This is a genomic window from Streptomyces sp. NPDC060366, assembly GCF_042725135.1.
In the GTDB taxonomy this organism is placed as follows: domain Bacteria; phylum Actinomycetota; class Actinomycetes; order Streptomycetales; family Streptomycetaceae; genus Streptomyces.
Window position 1 is genome coordinate 122,435 of sequence record NZ_JBHXDC010000016.1, and the last position, 15,270, is coordinate 137,704.

Annotated in this window: 13 protein-coding genes; 9 read left to right on the forward strand and 4 right to left on the reverse strand. The window is 69.7% G+C overall.

The window, feature by feature from the left end:
* Window positions 1–9 precede the first annotated feature (9 nt).
* The 7 genes from ACFWHU_RS30365 to ACFWHU_RS30395 all read left to right on the forward strand — a co-directional run bounded on the left by ACFWHU_RS30365 (window position 10) and on the right by ACFWHU_RS30395 (window position 7,096).
* Complete coding sequence (locus tag ACFWHU_RS30365; RefSeq protein ID WP_023538416.1) at window positions 10–423, forward strand: roadblock/LC7 domain-containing protein; 414 nt, start codon at window positions 10–12, stop codon at window positions 421–423.
* A 109-nt stretch (window positions 424–532) separates the two neighbouring features.
* Window positions 533–940, forward strand: coding sequence for a DUF742 domain-containing protein (locus ACFWHU_RS30370; RefSeq protein ID WP_023538417.1), 408 nt, complete (start codon window positions 533–535; stop codon window positions 938–940).
* Entirely contained in the window at window positions 921–1,502 is a 582-nt protein-coding gene (locus ACFWHU_RS30375) for an ATP/GTP-binding protein (protein ID WP_078074889.1), read from the forward strand. Before ACFWHU_RS30370 ends, ACFWHU_RS30375 begins: the two co-directional genes overlap by 20 nt.
* A gap of 339 nt (window positions 1,503–1,841) precedes the next feature.
* The gene (locus ACFWHU_RS30380) at window positions 1,842–5,336 is read left to right on the forward strand and encodes a nitrate- and nitrite sensing domain-containing protein (protein WP_387228684.1); all 3,495 of its coding nucleotides are present in this window, start codon (window positions 1,842–1,844) and stop codon (window positions 5,334–5,336) included.
* Window positions 5,337–5,346: 10 nt separating this feature from the next.
* The gene (locus tag ACFWHU_RS30385; RefSeq protein WP_078079450.1) at window positions 5,347–5,760 is read left to right on the forward strand and encodes a roadblock/LC7 domain-containing protein; all 414 of its coding nucleotides are present in this window, start codon (window positions 5,347–5,349) and stop codon (window positions 5,758–5,760) included.
* 96 nt (window positions 5,761–5,856) lie between these two features.
* Window positions 5,857–6,534, forward strand: coding sequence for a DUF742 domain-containing protein (locus ACFWHU_RS30390; protein ID WP_355187370.1), 678 nt, complete (start codon window positions 5,857–5,859; stop codon window positions 6,532–6,534).
* On the forward strand, window positions 6,515–7,096 hold the full coding sequence (locus ACFWHU_RS30395) for an ATP/GTP-binding protein (RefSeq protein WP_031229389.1): 582 nt from the start codon (window positions 6,515–6,517) through the stop codon (window positions 7,094–7,096). The genes ACFWHU_RS30390 and ACFWHU_RS30395 overlap by 20 nt, the downstream gene beginning before the upstream one ends.
* Before the next feature lie 200 nt (window positions 7,097–7,296).
* Here ACFWHU_RS30395 and ACFWHU_RS30400 read toward each other — a convergent pair whose 3' ends face one another.
* Complete coding sequence (locus ACFWHU_RS30400; RefSeq protein ID WP_385798646.1) at window positions 7,297–7,509, reverse strand: acyl-CoA carboxylase subunit epsilon; 213 nt, start codon at window positions 7,507–7,509, stop codon at window positions 7,297–7,299.
* A gap of 77 nt (window positions 7,510–7,586) precedes the next feature.
* Window positions 7,587–9,170 (reverse strand): acyl-CoA carboxylase subunit beta, encoded by a 1,584-nt coding sequence (locus tag ACFWHU_RS30405; protein WP_385798648.1) that lies wholly within the window; start codon window positions 9,168–9,170, stop codon window positions 7,587–7,589.
* A gap of 481 nt (window positions 9,171–9,651) precedes the next feature.
* Between ACFWHU_RS30405 and ACFWHU_RS30410 the strand changes: the two genes are divergently transcribed.
* Together ACFWHU_RS30410 and ACFWHU_RS30415 are read left to right on the forward strand one after the other, a co-directional pair.
* Entirely contained in the window at window positions 9,652–10,863 is a 1,212-nt protein-coding gene (locus ACFWHU_RS30410; protein WP_387228731.1) for a glycoside hydrolase family 64 protein, read from the forward strand.
* Window positions 10,864–11,071: 208 nt separating this feature from the next.
* The gene (locus ACFWHU_RS30415; RefSeq protein ID WP_385798650.1) at window positions 11,072–11,686 is read left to right on the forward strand and encodes a YceI family protein; all 615 of its coding nucleotides are present in this window, start codon (window positions 11,072–11,074) and stop codon (window positions 11,684–11,686) included.
* An 84-nt stretch (window positions 11,687–11,770) separates the two neighbouring features.
* On the opposite strand, the gene ACFWHU_RS30420 is transcribed toward ACFWHU_RS30415, so the two are convergent.
* Together ACFWHU_RS30420 and ACFWHU_RS30425 are read right to left on the reverse strand one after the other, a co-directional pair.
* The gene (locus tag ACFWHU_RS30420) at window positions 11,771–13,129 is read right to left on the reverse strand and encodes a hypothetical protein (RefSeq protein WP_385798652.1); all 1,359 of its coding nucleotides are present in this window, start codon (window positions 13,127–13,129) and stop codon (window positions 11,771–11,773) included.
* Window positions 13,130–13,363: 234 nt separating this feature from the next.
* A complete protein-coding gene (locus ACFWHU_RS30425; RefSeq protein ID WP_385798654.1) occupies window positions 13,364–15,241 on the reverse strand; it encodes a discoidin domain-containing protein in 1,878 nt (625 codons plus the stop codon).
* Window positions 15,242–15,270 lie beyond the last annotated feature (29 nt).

Below are 15,270 nucleotides of genomic sequence, written 5' to 3' on the forward strand. Positions count from 1 at the left end.
TTGAGTCCGATGAGCCAGGCGGCGCAGAATCTGAACTGGTTGATCACCAACTTTGTGGACAACACCCCCGGGGTGTCCCACACAGTGGTCGTATCCGCCGACGGCCTGCTGCTGGCCATGTCCGAAGGCTTCCCGCGCGACCGTGCCGATCAACTCGCGGCCGTCGCCTCCGGGCTGACCTCGCTGACCGCGGGAGCGTCCCGGATCTTCGAGGGCGGGCCTGTCACCCAGACCGTCGTCGAGATGGATCGCGGGTTCCTCTTCCTCATGTCCGTCTCCGACGGTTCCTCACTGGCGGTGCTCGCACACCCCGACTGCGACATCGGCCTGGTCGGCTACGAGATGGCCCTCCTGGTCGACCGGGCGGGAACGGTGCTCACACCGGACCTGCGCGCCGAGCTCCAGGGGAGCCTGCTGCACTGAGACTTCCAGGTACCGCCCACAGCACCACACACCGTCAGGCCGCCAACCGGCCCCACCCCGGCCCAGTCAGACGGCACGCAGACATCTTGCTGTCACGCCCGGAGGATTCATGACCCCGCCACCCGCCTCTCACGATCCGTACGGCGCCTCAGTCGACGCGTCCTACGGACTTGAAGGCGATCAGCCGCTGGTACGCCCGTACGCCATGACCGGCGGACGGACGCGGCCGCGGTACCAGCTCGCCATCGAGGCGCTGGTCAGCACGACGGCCGATCCGGCGCATCTCGCCGGGCTGCTCCCCGAGCACCAGCGGATCTGCCATCTCTGCCGTGAGGTGAAGTCCGTCGCCGAGGTCTCGGCACTGCTGTCCATGCCACTCGGAGTGGCACGCATCCTCGTGGCCGACCTGGCCGAGGCAGGCATGGTGGCCATCCACCAGCCGGGTAACGGAGAGGCCGGCGGCACGCCGGATGTGACACTGCTCGAAAGGGTGCTCAGTGGACTTCGCAAGCTCTAGCGGCGGAGCGGCACGATCGACGACCTCCGCGAAGATCGTGGTGGCGGGCGGATTCGGCGTGGGCAAGACCACGTTCGTCGGCGCCGTCTCGGAGATCAACCCGCTGCGTACCGAAGCCGTCATGACCAGCGCCTCCGCCGGCATCGACGACCTCACCCACACCGGAGACAAGACCACCACCACCGTGGCCATGGACTTCGGCCGTATCACCCTCGACCAGGACCTGATCCTCTACCTGTTCGGAACCCCCGGACAGGACCGCTTCTGGTTCATGTGGGACGACCTCGTACGCGGCGCCATCGGCGCCGTCGTCCTCGTCGACACCCGCCGCCTCGCCGACTGCTTCCCCGCCGTCGACTACTTCGAGAACTCCGGCCTCCCCTTCGTCATCGCCCTCAACGGCTTCGACGGACACCAGCCCTACACCCCCGAGGAAGTACGCGAGGCGCTCCAGATCGGCCCGGACGCGCCCATCATCACCACCGACGCCCGCCACCGCGCCGACGCCAAGAGCGGACTCATCACCCTCGTCGAACACGCACTCATGGCACGGCTCAAGTAGACGACCGCGTACGGCAGTTGCTGTATCCCCAGCCGGGTGTGGGCTGTGTCTTTTGACACGGCCCACCTCGGTGTTCATAACGTTTGAGAAGAGAATTCACGCCGCTCGGACACCCGACGCGTTCGGCTGGTATCCCTGCGCTCATATCGGCTTCGCCTTTTGACGGGCCTCGTTCTTTATGCCCGTTTTATCTGCGGTATGGACCACTCGGAATGGCCGATTCCCACTGTTTGGAACGGGACCGCCTCACGTGCTGGAATTCGATGAACTCCCGAGTAGTACAGCCCTGAACGAAAAACGGCACAGCGTAGGTGCCGACGCCGAGAGGTTGTTGGTCGAGTGAGGCGTAGCAAGACGAGCTCCGCGGAGCAGGCGGCGCGGGGTAACTTCACCCCGCCGCGGCGTACAGCGGCGCCGCCTGCGAACGCGCCAGGGAAGCCTCCGGCACCCGGCAGCACCAGCCGGCTGGCCCCGCGCAACTGGCGGGTGCCGACCCGGCTGAACGCGATCCTCCTTATACCCGTGCTCGTCGGTCTTGTCATGGGCGGCTTCCAGGTCAAGGGCTCCATCGACACCTGGAAGGAAGCGCAGGACGCCGAGCGGACCGCGCTCGTCGTACGCGCCGCGTCCGAGTACGGCCAGGCCCTGCTCAACGAGCGCGACCTCACCGCCGTGCCGCTGCTGACGAACAAGCGCGACGACAAGATCGTCGTGGACGCCAGGGCCACCACGGACGCGGCGAAGGCCACGTTCGACCGCGCGGTCGCGTCCATGCCGCCGGACGAGGGCCTGGAGCGGCGGCTGCGCCTCTTCCGGGCCGAAGAGCCCAAGCTGGAGACGATCCGCAAGACGGCGTACACCGCGGGCGTCGAGACGCCGGACAAGACCGGCCGCAACGGCGGTCCGGTGGCGACCGAAGAGGGCTACGTGCTGGTCCAGCACTCCCTCATGGAGTTCTCCAACGAGATGGGTCTCGGCACCGGCAACATCACCAGCTACGGCCGCACCGTCTACGCCATCCAGCTCTCCAAGGCCGCCTCGTCGCTCCAGCGTTCCATCGGTCTGCACCTGCTTGTGCGGCCTAGCGAGAAACCGGCCGTCCGGTCCGGCCAGTCGGTCGCGTTCTCGTCGTACGCCTACCTGGAGGACATCGCGGTCGCCGAGTACGTCTCCGGCGGCACGGACGCGGACACGGCCAAGCTCCAGAAGGTCATGGAGGAGAAGGCCGCCGAGGGTGCCAAGAAGCTCGCGACGGCGCGGCAGCAGGCCGCGGCGGCGGGCCAGAAGTTCATCGCCCCGCCGGCGCAGGACGGCTCGGTGGTCGACGGCATGGTCGCCGCGATCGCCACCGGCGACAGCCCCTCCCAGCTGGAGGAGCGGGGCGTCACCCCCACGGCGTGGATGGCGGCGACCACCGCCAAGTTCGACGGCTACACGATCATCGAGAAGGACCTGGTCGACAACGCCGTCGGCGACGCCGCGCAGATCTCCGACGACGCCAGGAACGACGCGATCATCAACGGCGCGATCGTGCTGATCGCCCTGCTGGCCGCCTTCGTGCTGGCCGGCATGATGGCGCGGCAGATGAGCCGGTCCATGCGCCAGCTCCGTACGGCCGCCTTCGGCATCGCCGAGCAGCGGCTGCCGATGCTGGTCGACCAGCTGTCGCGTACCGAGCCCGGCCGGGTCGACACCCGCGTACAGCCCATCCCGATCGACTCCAGGGACGAGATCGGCGAGGTCGCGCGCGCCTTCGACCAGGTGCACCGCGAGGCGGTGCGGCTCGCGGCCGAGCAGGCCATGCTCCGGGGCAACGTCAACGCGATCTTCACCAACCTCTCGCGGCGCAACCAGTCGCTGATCGAGGGCCAGCTGACCCTGATCACCGACCTGGAGAACAACGAGGCCGAGCCCGAGCAGCTGGAGAACCTCTTCAAGCTGGACCACCTCGCCACCCGTATGCGCCGTAACGGTGAGAACCTGCTGGTCCTCGCCGGTGAGGAGCCGGGCCGCCGCTGGAACCAGCCGGTGCCGCTGGTCGACGTACTGCGCGCCGCGTCCTCCGAGGTGGAGAGTTACGAGCGCATCGAGCTGTCGGGTGTGCCCGAGACCGAGATCCACGGCCAGGCCGTGACCGACCTCGTGCATCTGCTCGCCGAGCTGCTGGAGAACGCCACCACGTTCTCGTCGCCGCAGACCAAGGTGCGGGTGACCGCGACCCGGCTGCCCGACGGCCGCGTGATGATCGAGATCCACGACAAGGGCATCGGTCTCACCGCCGAGGACTTCGCCGACATCAACCACAAGCTGGCCAACCCGCCGACGGTGGACGCCGCGGTGTCCCAGCGCATGGGTCTGTTCGTGGTCGGCCGGCTGGCCGACCGGCACGGCGTACGGGTGCAGCTGCGACCCTCGGGCGAGCAGGCGGGCACCACGTCGCTGGTCATGCTCCCGGACGCGATCACCCACGGTGGCGGCGGCGAGCAGCTCCCGCCGGACGACTTCACCGTCTCCCAGATCATTCCGGAGCAGCAGGCGCCGGCCTTCGAGCCGGAGTCGCGGGCGTTCTCGACGCCGATGCTGACCGCGGCCGAACTCGGCTTCGACGACTCCCGGTACGACGACGGGGCCGGGGCCGGGGCGGCGAATCCGCGCAGCCTCGACCCGGTGAACCGTTCCCTCATGCGCGACGAGCGCCGTGCGGCACTGGGCGGTGGCAACGGCGACGCCGCGGCCCTGCCCGGCGGCGATCAGCCGCTGTACGGCGATCAGGTCGACGGGCAGTACCGCGAGGAGACGGACGGCCGGTACGCGCCGCAGGAGGCGTCGTACGACCAGAACGGCTACCCCACCCAGCAGGGTGGCGCCGAGGGCGGGCAGACGTACGAGGGCGCGGGGTACGGCGCGTACACCGGCGCCGACGGCTACCCGGCCTCCGGCTCCGGCGACGGATACGGGACACCCGACGGGTACCAGGACCAGCAGGACCCCCTGGGCGGCGGGTATACGGAAGGGGCCTACGGGGCTCCGCAGCCGAACGGGGCGGGCTACGACAACCTCTTCGCGCCCCAGGCCGACCAGGGTGGCTGGAGTGACAACAGTGGCTACCAGGGCGGGTTCGAGCCGGAGCGGCGGACCGAATCGGAATCCTCCGACGGCGCTGCGGCGGGCACCGGGAAACGCGTAGAATTCGAACGTCCGGGTCCCTCCCCGAGCACCAGTCACGAGATGACCGGAGCGGGACTGCCACGCCGTGGCGGCGCCCCGCAGCCGCCGAAGGCCGACTCGTGGCCGTCCACCGGTGAGGACGACGGGCAGCGGAACGGACAGAACGGCGGTGGGACCGATCTCTTCGGCGGGACCGCGCCGTCGGCCGGTACGCCGCAGGAGACAGCGCGGGCCTCCGAGCAGCAGGCCCCGACCAACGACAGCCACCCGAGAGACGAGACGTACGCACCGACAGCAGCCCCGCAGCCGCAGAACGGACAGAGTGAGGCGAACGGCCCCGACGAGTGGCGTTCGACGAACGACGACCGGTGGCAGCGGGCCGAGAAGCTCCGCGAGCCCAAGGCCGGCGGGATCACTCCTTCGGGACTCCCCCGGCGCGTTCCCAAGGCCAACCTGATCGAGGGAACGGCGGAGTCTACGCCGCAGAACGGCCCCCAGGTCTCGCGCGCGCCGGAGGATGTACGTGGCAGGCTGAGCAACCTGCGGCGCGGCGTCCAGCGGGGCCGCAACGCGGGGGCGGGCAACACCGGCAACGCGGGAACCACGGGGACGGATACGAACGGACCGGGTCGAGGCCCGGGCAGTACCTACAACCAGGAGCGTTAGTGTGAGCCCGATGAGCCAGGCGGCGCAGAATCTCAACTGGTTGATCACCAATTTCGTGGACCACACCCCCGGGGTGTCCCATACCGTGGTGGTCTCCGCCGACGGACTCCTGCTGGCCATGTCCGAGGGTTTCCCGCGGGACCGCGCCGACCAGCTGGCGGCCGTCGCCTCCGGGCTGACCTCGCTGACCGCGGGGGCGTCCAGGATCTTCGAGGGCGGTGCCGTCACCCAGACCGTGGTGGAGATGGACCGCGGGTTCCTCTTCCTGATGTCCATCTCGGACGGCTCCTCACTGGCCGTCCTCGCACACCCCGAGGCCGACATCGGCCTGGTGGGCTACGAAATGGCTCTGCTCGTCGACCGGGCGGGAACGGTGCTGACACCGGACCTGCGCGCCGAACTCCAGGGAAGTCTTCTCAACTAACAGACAGACAGTGCGTTTCGCGCCATCGCACCATAGGGTTCGGTGGCGCGACTCCACAGAACAGTTACCGGCGATTCGGAGTCGGAGGAGGCAACGGTGGCAACACCCCCAGGCGGACACCCTTACGAAGGTGGCCGACAGGTTCCGGGTGAGCATGCCCGGAACCACTTCAACTCCCCCTCCACGCCGGGCGGGAACGGCGGTCAGGGTGGGCGGCGGGACGGCGGCGGGCAGCCGTATCATCCGCAGCAGCAGCCTTATCAGCCTCAACAGCCGTACGGACAACAGCAGTCGTACGGACAGGGGCAGCAACAGCCGTACGGTCAGCAGCCGTCGTACGGGCAGGGTCAGCAGCCGCCGCAGTACGGGCAGCCGCCGCCCCGCATCCAGCCGGTGCAGCCGAGGCGCCATCAGGAGCCGGAGTACGCCGCGCACAACCCGTTGGTACGTCCGTACGCCATGACCGGCGGACGGACGCGGCCGCGGTACCAGCTCGCCATCGAGGCACTGGTCAGCACGACGGCCGATCCGTCAAGGCTGCAAGGGCAGTTGCCCGAGCACCAGCGGATCTGCCGGCTCTGTTTCGAGATCAAATCGGTCGCCGAGATTTCGGCACTGCTCTCCATCCCCCTGGGCGTCGCCCGGATCCTCGTAGCCGACCTGGCGGAGGCCGGACTTGTCGCCATTCATCAACCCGGCGGCGACGAGACCGCCGGGGGCCAACCAGATGTGACACTGCTCGAAAGGGTGCTCAGTGGACTTCGCAAGCTCTAGCGGCGGTGCAGCCCGCTCAACCACCAGCGCGAAGATCGTGGTGGCGGGCGGATTCGGCGTGGGCAAGACCACGTTCGTCGGCGCCGTCTCGGAGATCAACCCGCTGCGTACCGAAGCCGTCATGACCAGCGCCTCCGCCGGCATCGACGACCTCACCCACACCGGAGACAAGACCACCACCACCGTGGCCATGGACTTCGGCCGTATCACCCTCGACCAGGACCTGATCCTCTACCTGTTCGGAACCCCCGGACAGGACCGCTTCTGGTTCATGTGGGACGACCTCGTACGCGGCGCCATCGGCGCCGTCGTCCTCGTCGACACCCGCCGCCTCGCCGACTGCTTCCCCGCCGTCGACTACTTCGAGAACTCCGGCCTCCCCTTCGTCATCGCCCTCAACGGCTTCGACGGACACCAGCCCTACACCCCCGACGAGGTACGCGAGGCGCTCCAGATCGGCCCCGACACCCCCATCATCACCACCGACGCCCGCCACCGCGCCGACGCCAAGAGCGGACTCATCACCCTCGTCGAACACGCACTCATGGCACGACTTCGTTGAGCCTTCTCGTCGTGCGGCCACGGGCAAGGGCCCCGGAGCCGACCGGCGACGGCTGCGGCCCCGTACTCCTCGGAGTACGGGGCCGCAGCCGTTCGGCACGTCGCACGTCCGGTGATTCCGGGTCCGGTCAACGCGAGAGCCCCGTACTCCGAGGAGTACGGGGCTCTCGCGGCGCTGTACGCCCGCTGGGGCGCCTGGGCTCAGCCTTGCCAGCTGTGCGGGGCCCGGAAGCCCGGCGTGCGCTCCAGGCGGCGCCAGCCCGCCGTGGAGCGGCCTCGGTGGGCCGGGGCGGCGTCGGCGTCGGAGCGGGCCGCGGCGCGCGCCATGAGGACGGCGGTGATGGCGGCCAGTTCCTCGGGGCCGGCATGCCCCTTCTCGACGCGGAGCAGGGAGTTGTCGGCGGGGATGTTCATCGGGCTCGTGTCTCCGTCTTCTCGGTGGGCGGGCGGCGGCGTTCGCGGCGCGGGGGCCGCGTCCGGCGGGCGCGGGCTCACTGCGGCGGGTTGCCGTGCTTGCGGGACGGCAGGTCGGCGTGCTTCGTACGGAGCATCGCGAGGGCCGATACGAGGACCTCGCGGGTCTCGGCCGGGTCGATGACGTCGTCGACCAGACCGCGCTCCGCGGCGTAGTAGGGGTGCATCAGCTCGGCCTTGTACTCCTTGACCATGCGTACGCGCATGGCCTCGGGGTCCTCGGCCTCGGCGATCTGCCTGCGGAAGATGACGTTCGCGGCGCCTTCCGCGCCCATCACCGCGATCTCGTTGGTGGGCCAGGCGTAGGTGAGGTCGGCGCCGATGGACTGGGAGTCCATGACGATGTAAGCACCCCCGTACGCCTTGCGCAGGATGAGCGAGATCCGGGGGACGGTGGCGTTGCAGTACGCGTACAGCAGCTTCGCGCCGTGGCGGATGATGCCGCCGTGCTCCTGGTCGACGCCGGGCAGGAAGCCGGGTACGTCCAGGAGTGTGACGATCGGGATGTTGAAGGCGTCGCACATCTGGACGAAGCGCGCGGCTTTTTCGGAGGCCTCGATGTCCAGGACGCCGGCGAGGGACTGCGGCTGGTTGGCGACGATGCCGACGACGCGGCCGTCGAGCCGGGACAGCGCGCAGATGATGTTGGTGGCCCAGCGCTCGTGGATCTCCAGGAAGTCGCCGTCGTCGACGAGTTCCTCGATGACCTTGCGCATGTCGTAGGGGCGGTTGCCGTCCGCCGGGACCAGGTCCAGGAGTACGTCGGAGCGGCGGTCTGCCGGGTCCTGCGAGTCGGTGGTCGGCGGGTTCTCGCGGTTGTTGGAGGGGAGCATCGCCAGGAGGTAGCGGACCTCGGCGATGCAGGTCTCCTCGTCGTCGTACGCGAAGTGCGCGACGCCCGAGGTCTCGGCGTGCACGTCCGCGCCGCCGAGTCCGTTCTGGGTGATCTCCTCGCCGGTGACCGCCTTGACGACGTCGGGGCCGGTGATGAACATCTGCGACGTCTCACGGACCATGAACACGAAGTCGGTCAGGGCGGGGCTGTAGGCGGCGCCGCCGGCGCACGGGCCGAGCATCACCGAGATCTGCGGGATGACACCCGAGGCCCTGGTGTTGCGCTGGAAGATGCCGCCGTAACCGGCGAGAGCGGAGACGCCCTCCTGAATACGCGCGCCCGCGCCGTCGTTGAGCGAGACGAGCGGGGCACCGGCCGAGATGGCCATGTCCATGATCTTGTGGATCTTGGTGGCGTGGGCCTCGCCCAGCGCGCCGCCGAAGATCCGGAAGTCGTGCGCGTACACGAAGACCGTGCGGCCCTCGACGGTCCCCCAGCCGGTGATCACCCCGTCCGTGTACGGCTTCTTGGCCTCCAGGCCGAAGCCGGTGGCCCGGTGCCTGCGCAGCTGTTCGACCTCCCGGAACGAGCCCTCGTCGAGCAGCAGCGCGATGCGCTCGCGGGCGGTCAGCTTGCCCTTGGCGTGCTGCGCCTCGGTCGCGCGGTCGCTCGGTCCGCTCAGCGCCTGCCCCCGCAGCGAGTGCAGCTCGGCCACGCGCCCACGGGCGTCGACGGGCTCACTCGGCGTCTGGTCCACAACGGTCATGTACTGACCCTACGAACATCGGAGGCAAAAAGCCGCCGTCGACTCCACACAGTCTCCTGCCCGGATTCCTGGTGGGCCTGGACAGAACCGGGATGAACGCGGGCTGATTCGACAGCCGGGAGCCCCTCGCGCTTGTGAGGTTCCTCCAGATGTCAGCTGGAAGTCGAGCGGACGTCGATCGGACGCCGAGCGGACGTCGAGCCGTGGCCGACCGATGAGCGAGCCGGTGGCCGACCAGGGGTACACCGTCGCCACCGGGCGCCGGGGAGCGCCGACGGGGCCGGCGCCGATGGCCGCGGGTGAGCGACCGACGTCAGGTTGTGAAGACTCCCAAACTTTTGAGAGCGCTCTCAGTCGCAACTCTTGACGCGTCCCGGACACCTGGCGAGAGTGGGGCGCAGACGCGAGGCGCGCCCCCCACGTACCGCGCCCTACCGCGTTCCCCCCACATCTCAGGAGAACATCCGTGATATCGCGCAGAATGTTTCTGACCGGCACGGCCGCGGCGGCCACGGCGCTCACCTACCCCGCCTGGGGAAGCGCTCTCAGTCCCCGTGCTTCGGCCGCCGCCGAGACCTGTGAAATCGCCCTGGTCAACAAGTCGTTGCCCGGCTCGGTCAACGCGTACGTCACCGGCCACGAGCAGGGCACCGACCGCTGGGTGCTGCTCCGTGCCGACGGCACCGTGTACAAGCCAGAGTCGCCCGCAGAGGCCAACACCCCCCTGCCGGTCGACTGCGCCATTCCGCTGAACCCGGCGGGCGGCGCCGCGGTGACGCTGACGCTGCCTCAGATGTTCGGCGCGCGCGTCTACTTCGTACGCGACGACACCCTGGACTTCTTCCTGAACCCGGGGCCTTCGCTGGTCGAGCCGGCGTTCGCGAGCGAGGGTGACCCCAACTACGGCCGCACGTGGTCGTTCTGCGAGTTCACCTTCAACCCGCAGCAGCTGTACTCGAACATCAGCTACGTCGACCTGGTGACCGCGCTGCCCATCGGGATCACGCTGGAGGGCGACGCCAAGCACGAGGTCGCCCCGCTGCCCGAGGGCGCGCTCCAGAAGATCGCCGACGGTCTGACCGCGCAGGCCGCGGCGGACGGGCAGCCGTGGGACAAGCTGATCACGCGCGGCGCCGACGGCCAGGTCCTGCGGGTGATCGCGCCGCAGAACGCGATGGCGCCGTACTTCGACAAGCCCGACGAGATGCCCTTCAGGGACGTCTTCGACGGCTACATCGACCAGGTCTGGCAGAAGTACGCCGCCGAGGACCTCAAGATCGACCTCCAGGGCGGCCGCGGCGTGCTGGCCGGCCGGGTCAGCGGTGACACGCTCACCTTCGCCGGCGGCCACACCTTCTCCAAGCCGTCCTCGAAGGACATCTTCACCTGCAACCACGGCCCCTTCACCAACAACCCGGGCGACTCGGACGACAAGAAGGCGCTCCTCGCGCGACTGGCGGCCGGATTCAACCGCTCGACGCTGCTCACCCACCCCGACCAGCCGAACGGCGCCAACGCGGCGGACTACTACAAGGACCCGTCCACCAACCACTGGGCGCGGGTGCTGCACGCGAACACCCCGATCGGGTACGCGTTCCCGTACGACGACGTACGGCCGGACGGCGAGCCGGACGTCTCGGGCGCGGCGCACGACGGGAACCCGGTGCGCTTCACCGTGTCCGTCGGCTCCTGAGACCGGGGCCGCAGCGGCCCGACGGTGCCCCGTCACCTCCCTCCTCCCGAGGGGGTGACGGGGCACCGTCATGTGCGCTCGAAGGCGGGTCCGGGGGCGCGCCACTCCGGACGGAGTCAGTCGATCGACGGAAGATGTTGAAATTTGAACGAGATAGGGCTACAGTGAATGTACTTGAAGGCTAAACAAACGCGTACAGGGAGAAACCATGTCACTCTTCAACCGCAAGTCCGAGTCCGGCTCCGCCACCGTCACCGAGGTGAACCCCGAGCTGGCCGCGCTGACCGGTGAATACACCATCGACCCGACGCACAGCAGCATCAGCTTCCAGGTGCGCCACGCCATGGTCACCAACGTTCGCGGCACCTTCGGCAAGCACGAGGGGACGCTGAGCCTGGACGGCTCGAAGCCGGAGAACTCCTCCGCGTCGATCGACGTGGAGATCGAGAGCATCGACACCGGCGCGCCGGACCGTGACGGTCACCTGCGCAGCGCCGACTTCTTCGACGCCGAGACCTTCCCCAAGATGACGTTCCGCTCGACGAGCGCCGAGCAGGTGGGCGGCGACGAGTACCGCATCACCGGCGACCTCACCATCAAGGATGTCACCAAGCCGCTCACCATCGACCTCGAGTTCAACGGCAAGGCCACGGACCCCTACGGCAACGAGCGCGTCGGTTTCGAGGGCGGCACCACGATCTCGCGCTCCGACTGGGGCCTGACCTGGAACGCGGCGCTGGAGACCGGCGGCGTGGTGGTCAGTGACAAGGTGAAGCTGGTCTTCGACATCTCGGCGATCAAGACCCAGCCCCAGGCCGCCTGACCCGGCCGCACCGAAGGACAGGTAGTCCGGGCCGGCGGCCCGGAGTACGAGGAGCGCGGGCGGCGGAACGGTACGGGGCGGGCGTCAGAAGCCGCCTCCGTCGAATCCGCCGCCGCCTCCGAAGTCCCCTCCCCCGCCGAAGCCGCCGCCGTCGAAGCCGCCACCGCCGCCCCAGTCACCGCCGGACCCGCCGTCGTTGCCGGTGTAGTCACCGCCGCCGAAGTCCGCGGCGTAGGTGGGGGTGGCCAGAGCCGTGCCGAGCAGGGTCCCGACCAGCAGGCCGGGGAGGATGCCGCCGCCGAAGTAACCGCCGGCCCAGGGGCCGTACGCCGGACCGGCGTCGTAGTACGGGCGCGGACCGTGTTCGGTCTGCACCATCCGCGTCATCGGGTCGTCGCCGTCCTCCAGGCGCGCCGCGTCGGCAGCGCAGACGGGGATCGGGCGCACGGCGCCGCCGGGTGGCGGTGACCAGTCCACGTCCTTGACCGAGGGACCGTGCCGGGGATCGAAGAAGCACGGCGAACGGCGCTCCGGGAGCGGCGCGCCCTCCCGCCGCGCGGCCAGCGCCGCGAGCGAGAACCGGCCGTCCTCCAGCGCCTCCGTCACCGCGCGTACGTCCTCGGGGCGCCCTGCGGCGGCCATGAGCGACTTCGCCTTCTCGTACGCGTCCAGCGCGTGCTCGTAGTCGGCGCGCATCGCGTCGTCGGCGCCCTTCTCGCCCGGGTGGAAGTCGAGACGGTCGAGCTCCTCGCCGAAGGCGGTGATGTCCTCGTCCACGACGACCCTGAGCTTGTCGAGGGCCTGCCTGTCGCGCTCCTCCTTGCGGAGGCGGTTGCGGCGCAGCACCGCGTACACACCGGCGCCGCCCAGCACGACGATGCCACCGAGCGTGATCAGCCCGGTCGTCGCGTCTCCACCGCCGGTGCCGTCCCCGGAGGACGTGTCCCAGCCCGCCGGAGCCTGGCCGCGCGATTCGGCGAGGGCCTGGTCCACGAAGTTGTTGAGTTCCGTCGACGCGGCGACGGGGCCCGTGCCCTTCGCCCCGTCGGTGATCGAACGGACGGCGTCCGGCGGCAGCACGCGGGCGTCGGCGGCGGCGTCGAACCTGTCGCCGAGGCGTACGGCGTACACGCCCGACACCCCGGTCGCGTCCCGGAGCCTGTTCAGCAGTGTGTTGTCCGGGTTGAATTCGGCGGCCTGTGGCAGGACGGCGACGAAGACCGGCTTGTCCGCGTCCTTGATCTTCTTCGTCAGCGCGTCGGCGTCCGACCGGGAGAGCTGGTCGGAGGCGCGCGGGTCGACATAGACCGGGCCCTTCTTGAAGGCCTCGGCCACGGCATCGGGGCCGGTGGCTGCTGCCTGCGCGCCCGGCGCCGCGACAACGGCGGCGCCCGAGAAGGCGAGCAGCAACCCGGACAGAGTGGTGAACAGCCTCGTCCTCATATCACCGACGGTACCGGAGGGCGGCACGATCCGGAGTGGGCCGAATATGACGGAACGAGGACGGAACGGGGCGGCGCCGGGGCAGGGCGGGGGCTGCGCCGTGGCGCGGCCGGGGTGGCCCCGGTCCCGCCCTCCCGGTCCCGGAACGAGCGGCGCACCCGGGCGGGGAGGCCCGGGTGCGTCACTCATGGGGGTCCGGACGGCGCGGCGTCCCGCGCCGTCACATCCGGTCGTCTACTTCTGCTCCACCCGCACCCAGTCGATCTCCGCCTTCACCCCGCCCTGCGCGACCCTGTCGACGCTCGACTGGGGCAGACCCCAGTACGGCGTGGTGACCTGGTTGTGCCCGGCCGGGTAGGCGCCGCCGAGCGCCAGGTTGAGGATCACGTACTGGTTGTGGTCGAAGACCCACTGCCCGCGCGTCGACTCCAGCTTCTGCCGGGAGGTGGTCTGTACGACCTGGCCGTCGACGGTGAAGACCATGCCCTCGGGCGTCCACTCGACGGCGTAGGTGTGCCACTGGTCGACCCGGCCACCGTTCGGGAAGGTCTGCGACTTGCCGACGTTGCCGGCGGCCGAGTAGCCGGGGCCGTGCAGCGCGGTGCTCGTCCAGTCCGCGTAGCCCACGTTCTCCATGATGTCCGTCTCGCCCGAGCCCGGCCAGGACACCGACGGGTCGTCGACGTCGCTGCCCAGCAGCCAGAACGCCGGCCAGAAGCCGTCGCCGACGGGGAGCTTCATACGGGCGCTGACCTTGCCGTACGTGAAGTCGAACTTGGTGTTGGTGTCGACGCGGCCTGAGGTGAAGTCGTACGTGCCGCCGCCCGGCACCGTGGTGCAGCCCTTGCAGTACTTCGACTCCAGGACGAGCGCGCCGTTCTGCGTCTTGATGTTGTCCGGCGAGTCCACGTACGCCTGCGACTCGCCGTTGACGGAGCCCATCTCCTGGCCGGTGCGGACCACGCGCCACTTGTTGCGGTCGAGGCCGGATCCGGTGAAGTCGTCGAAGAAGGTCTGCCGGTAGGCGCCGCCCGGGTTCTGCGGCAGTGCGGGGTACGCCGCCGCCGCGCTGCCGCCGGTGCCCCAGACCTGGAACTCGTACAGCGAGTAGCCGAACTGCGCCGTGGACGGCGCCGGGTTGTAGAAGGAGCGGCGCTCCTTGCCCAGCATCCGCACATAGCGGCCGGTCGCCGGGGTCGGCAGATTGATCGTGTCGTGCCTGCCGACGGCGTCGCCCGGTGACTTGATGTTCGCCCGGCGCTCGGCGATCTGTGCGGCCGAAGGCTGGTACACGGTGCGCCAGTTGCGGTTGTCGTCGGAGACCTGGAGGTCGAAGTTGACCGCGTAGGCCGCCTCCCAGTACAGGTCGACGGACTGGATCGTGGACTGCGCGCCGAGGTCCACCCCGACCCAGCGGTTCTGGTTCCAGTCGCTCGACCAGCGGGACTGGTCGGCCTTGAGGTCGGCCGGCCAGCCGCCGTCGGTGACGAAGGCCGGTGAGTTGCCCGCGTGCTGGTAGAGGTTGCCGTACGCGGGGTGGTTCAGCGCCAGGTTGCTGCGCGTGGTGGAGGCGGGGGCGGGTTCGCCGCCGAAGACCTGGAAGGAGAAGAGGGAGTAGCCCCAGGCGGTGGCGCGCTCGACGCCGCGCATCCGGACGTAGCGCCCGGTGGCCTCCTGCGGGTACGTGTGCGCGGTGACGGTGCCGCCGGTGCCCTCGTTCTCGGTGTAGAAGTCCGTCCAGTCGGTGCCGTTCCTGGAGATCTCCAGGACGTACTGCTTGCCGTGGGCGGCTTCCCATTCGAGCTTGACCTGGCTGACGCGGATGACGCTGCCGAGGTCGACCTGGATCCAGGCGTTGTCGGCGAAGTTGCTCGCCCACCGCGTGGTGGGGTTGTTGTCGAAGGCGGCAGCGGCGGGGGTGCCGGCGTTCTCGGTGCCGGAGGTGGTGACGGCCGCCGGTCTGGCCGCGACGGCTTCCGCCGCGCGGTCGGTGTTCCAGGCCGCGGCGGCCTGGACGGCGCGCGGCTGCGGCGGCGCGCTGAAGGCGAGCGGCGCCGACAGCGCGAGCAGGGCGAGGGTCGTGGTCGCGAGTAAGGACGTACGTGGGGGCATCGACTACTCCGTGGAAAGCGGGTGAATGG

Bases quoted from the DNA above. Each gene is read 5' to 3' on its own strand.
- ACFWHU_RS30365 (WP_023538416.1), top strand. From the start codon at position 10: ATGAGCCAGGCGGCGCAGAATCTGAACTGGTTGATCACCAACTTTGTG.
- ACFWHU_RS30370 (WP_023538417.1), top strand. From the start codon at position 533: ATGACCCCGCCACCCGCCTCTCACGATCCGTACGGCGCCTCAGTCGAC.
- ACFWHU_RS30385 (WP_078079450.1), top strand. From the start codon at position 5,347: ATGAGCCAGGCGGCGCAGAATCTCAACTGGTTGATCACCAATTTCGTG.
- ACFWHU_RS30400 (WP_385798646.1), bottom strand. From the start codon at position 7,509: ATGAACATCCCCGCCGACAACTCCCTGCTCCGCGTCGAGAAGGGGCAT.
- ACFWHU_RS30405 (WP_385798648.1), bottom strand. From the start codon at position 9,170: ATGACCGTTGTGGACCAGACGCCGAGTGAGCCCGTCGACGCCCGTGGG.
- ACFWHU_RS30410 (WP_387228731.1), top strand. From the start codon at position 9,652: ATGTTTCTGACCGGCACGGCCGCGGCGGCCACGGCGCTCACCTACCCC.
- ACFWHU_RS30415 (WP_385798650.1), top strand. From the start codon at position 11,072: ATGTCACTCTTCAACCGCAAGTCCGAGTCCGGCTCCGCCACCGTCACC.
- ACFWHU_RS30420 (WP_385798652.1), bottom strand. From the start codon at position 13,129: ATGAGGACGAGGCTGTTCACCACTCTGTCCGGGTTGCTGCTCGCCTTC.
- ACFWHU_RS30425 (WP_385798654.1), bottom strand. From the start codon at position 15,241: ATGCCCCCACGTACGTCCTTACTCGCGACCACGACCCTCGCCCTGCTC.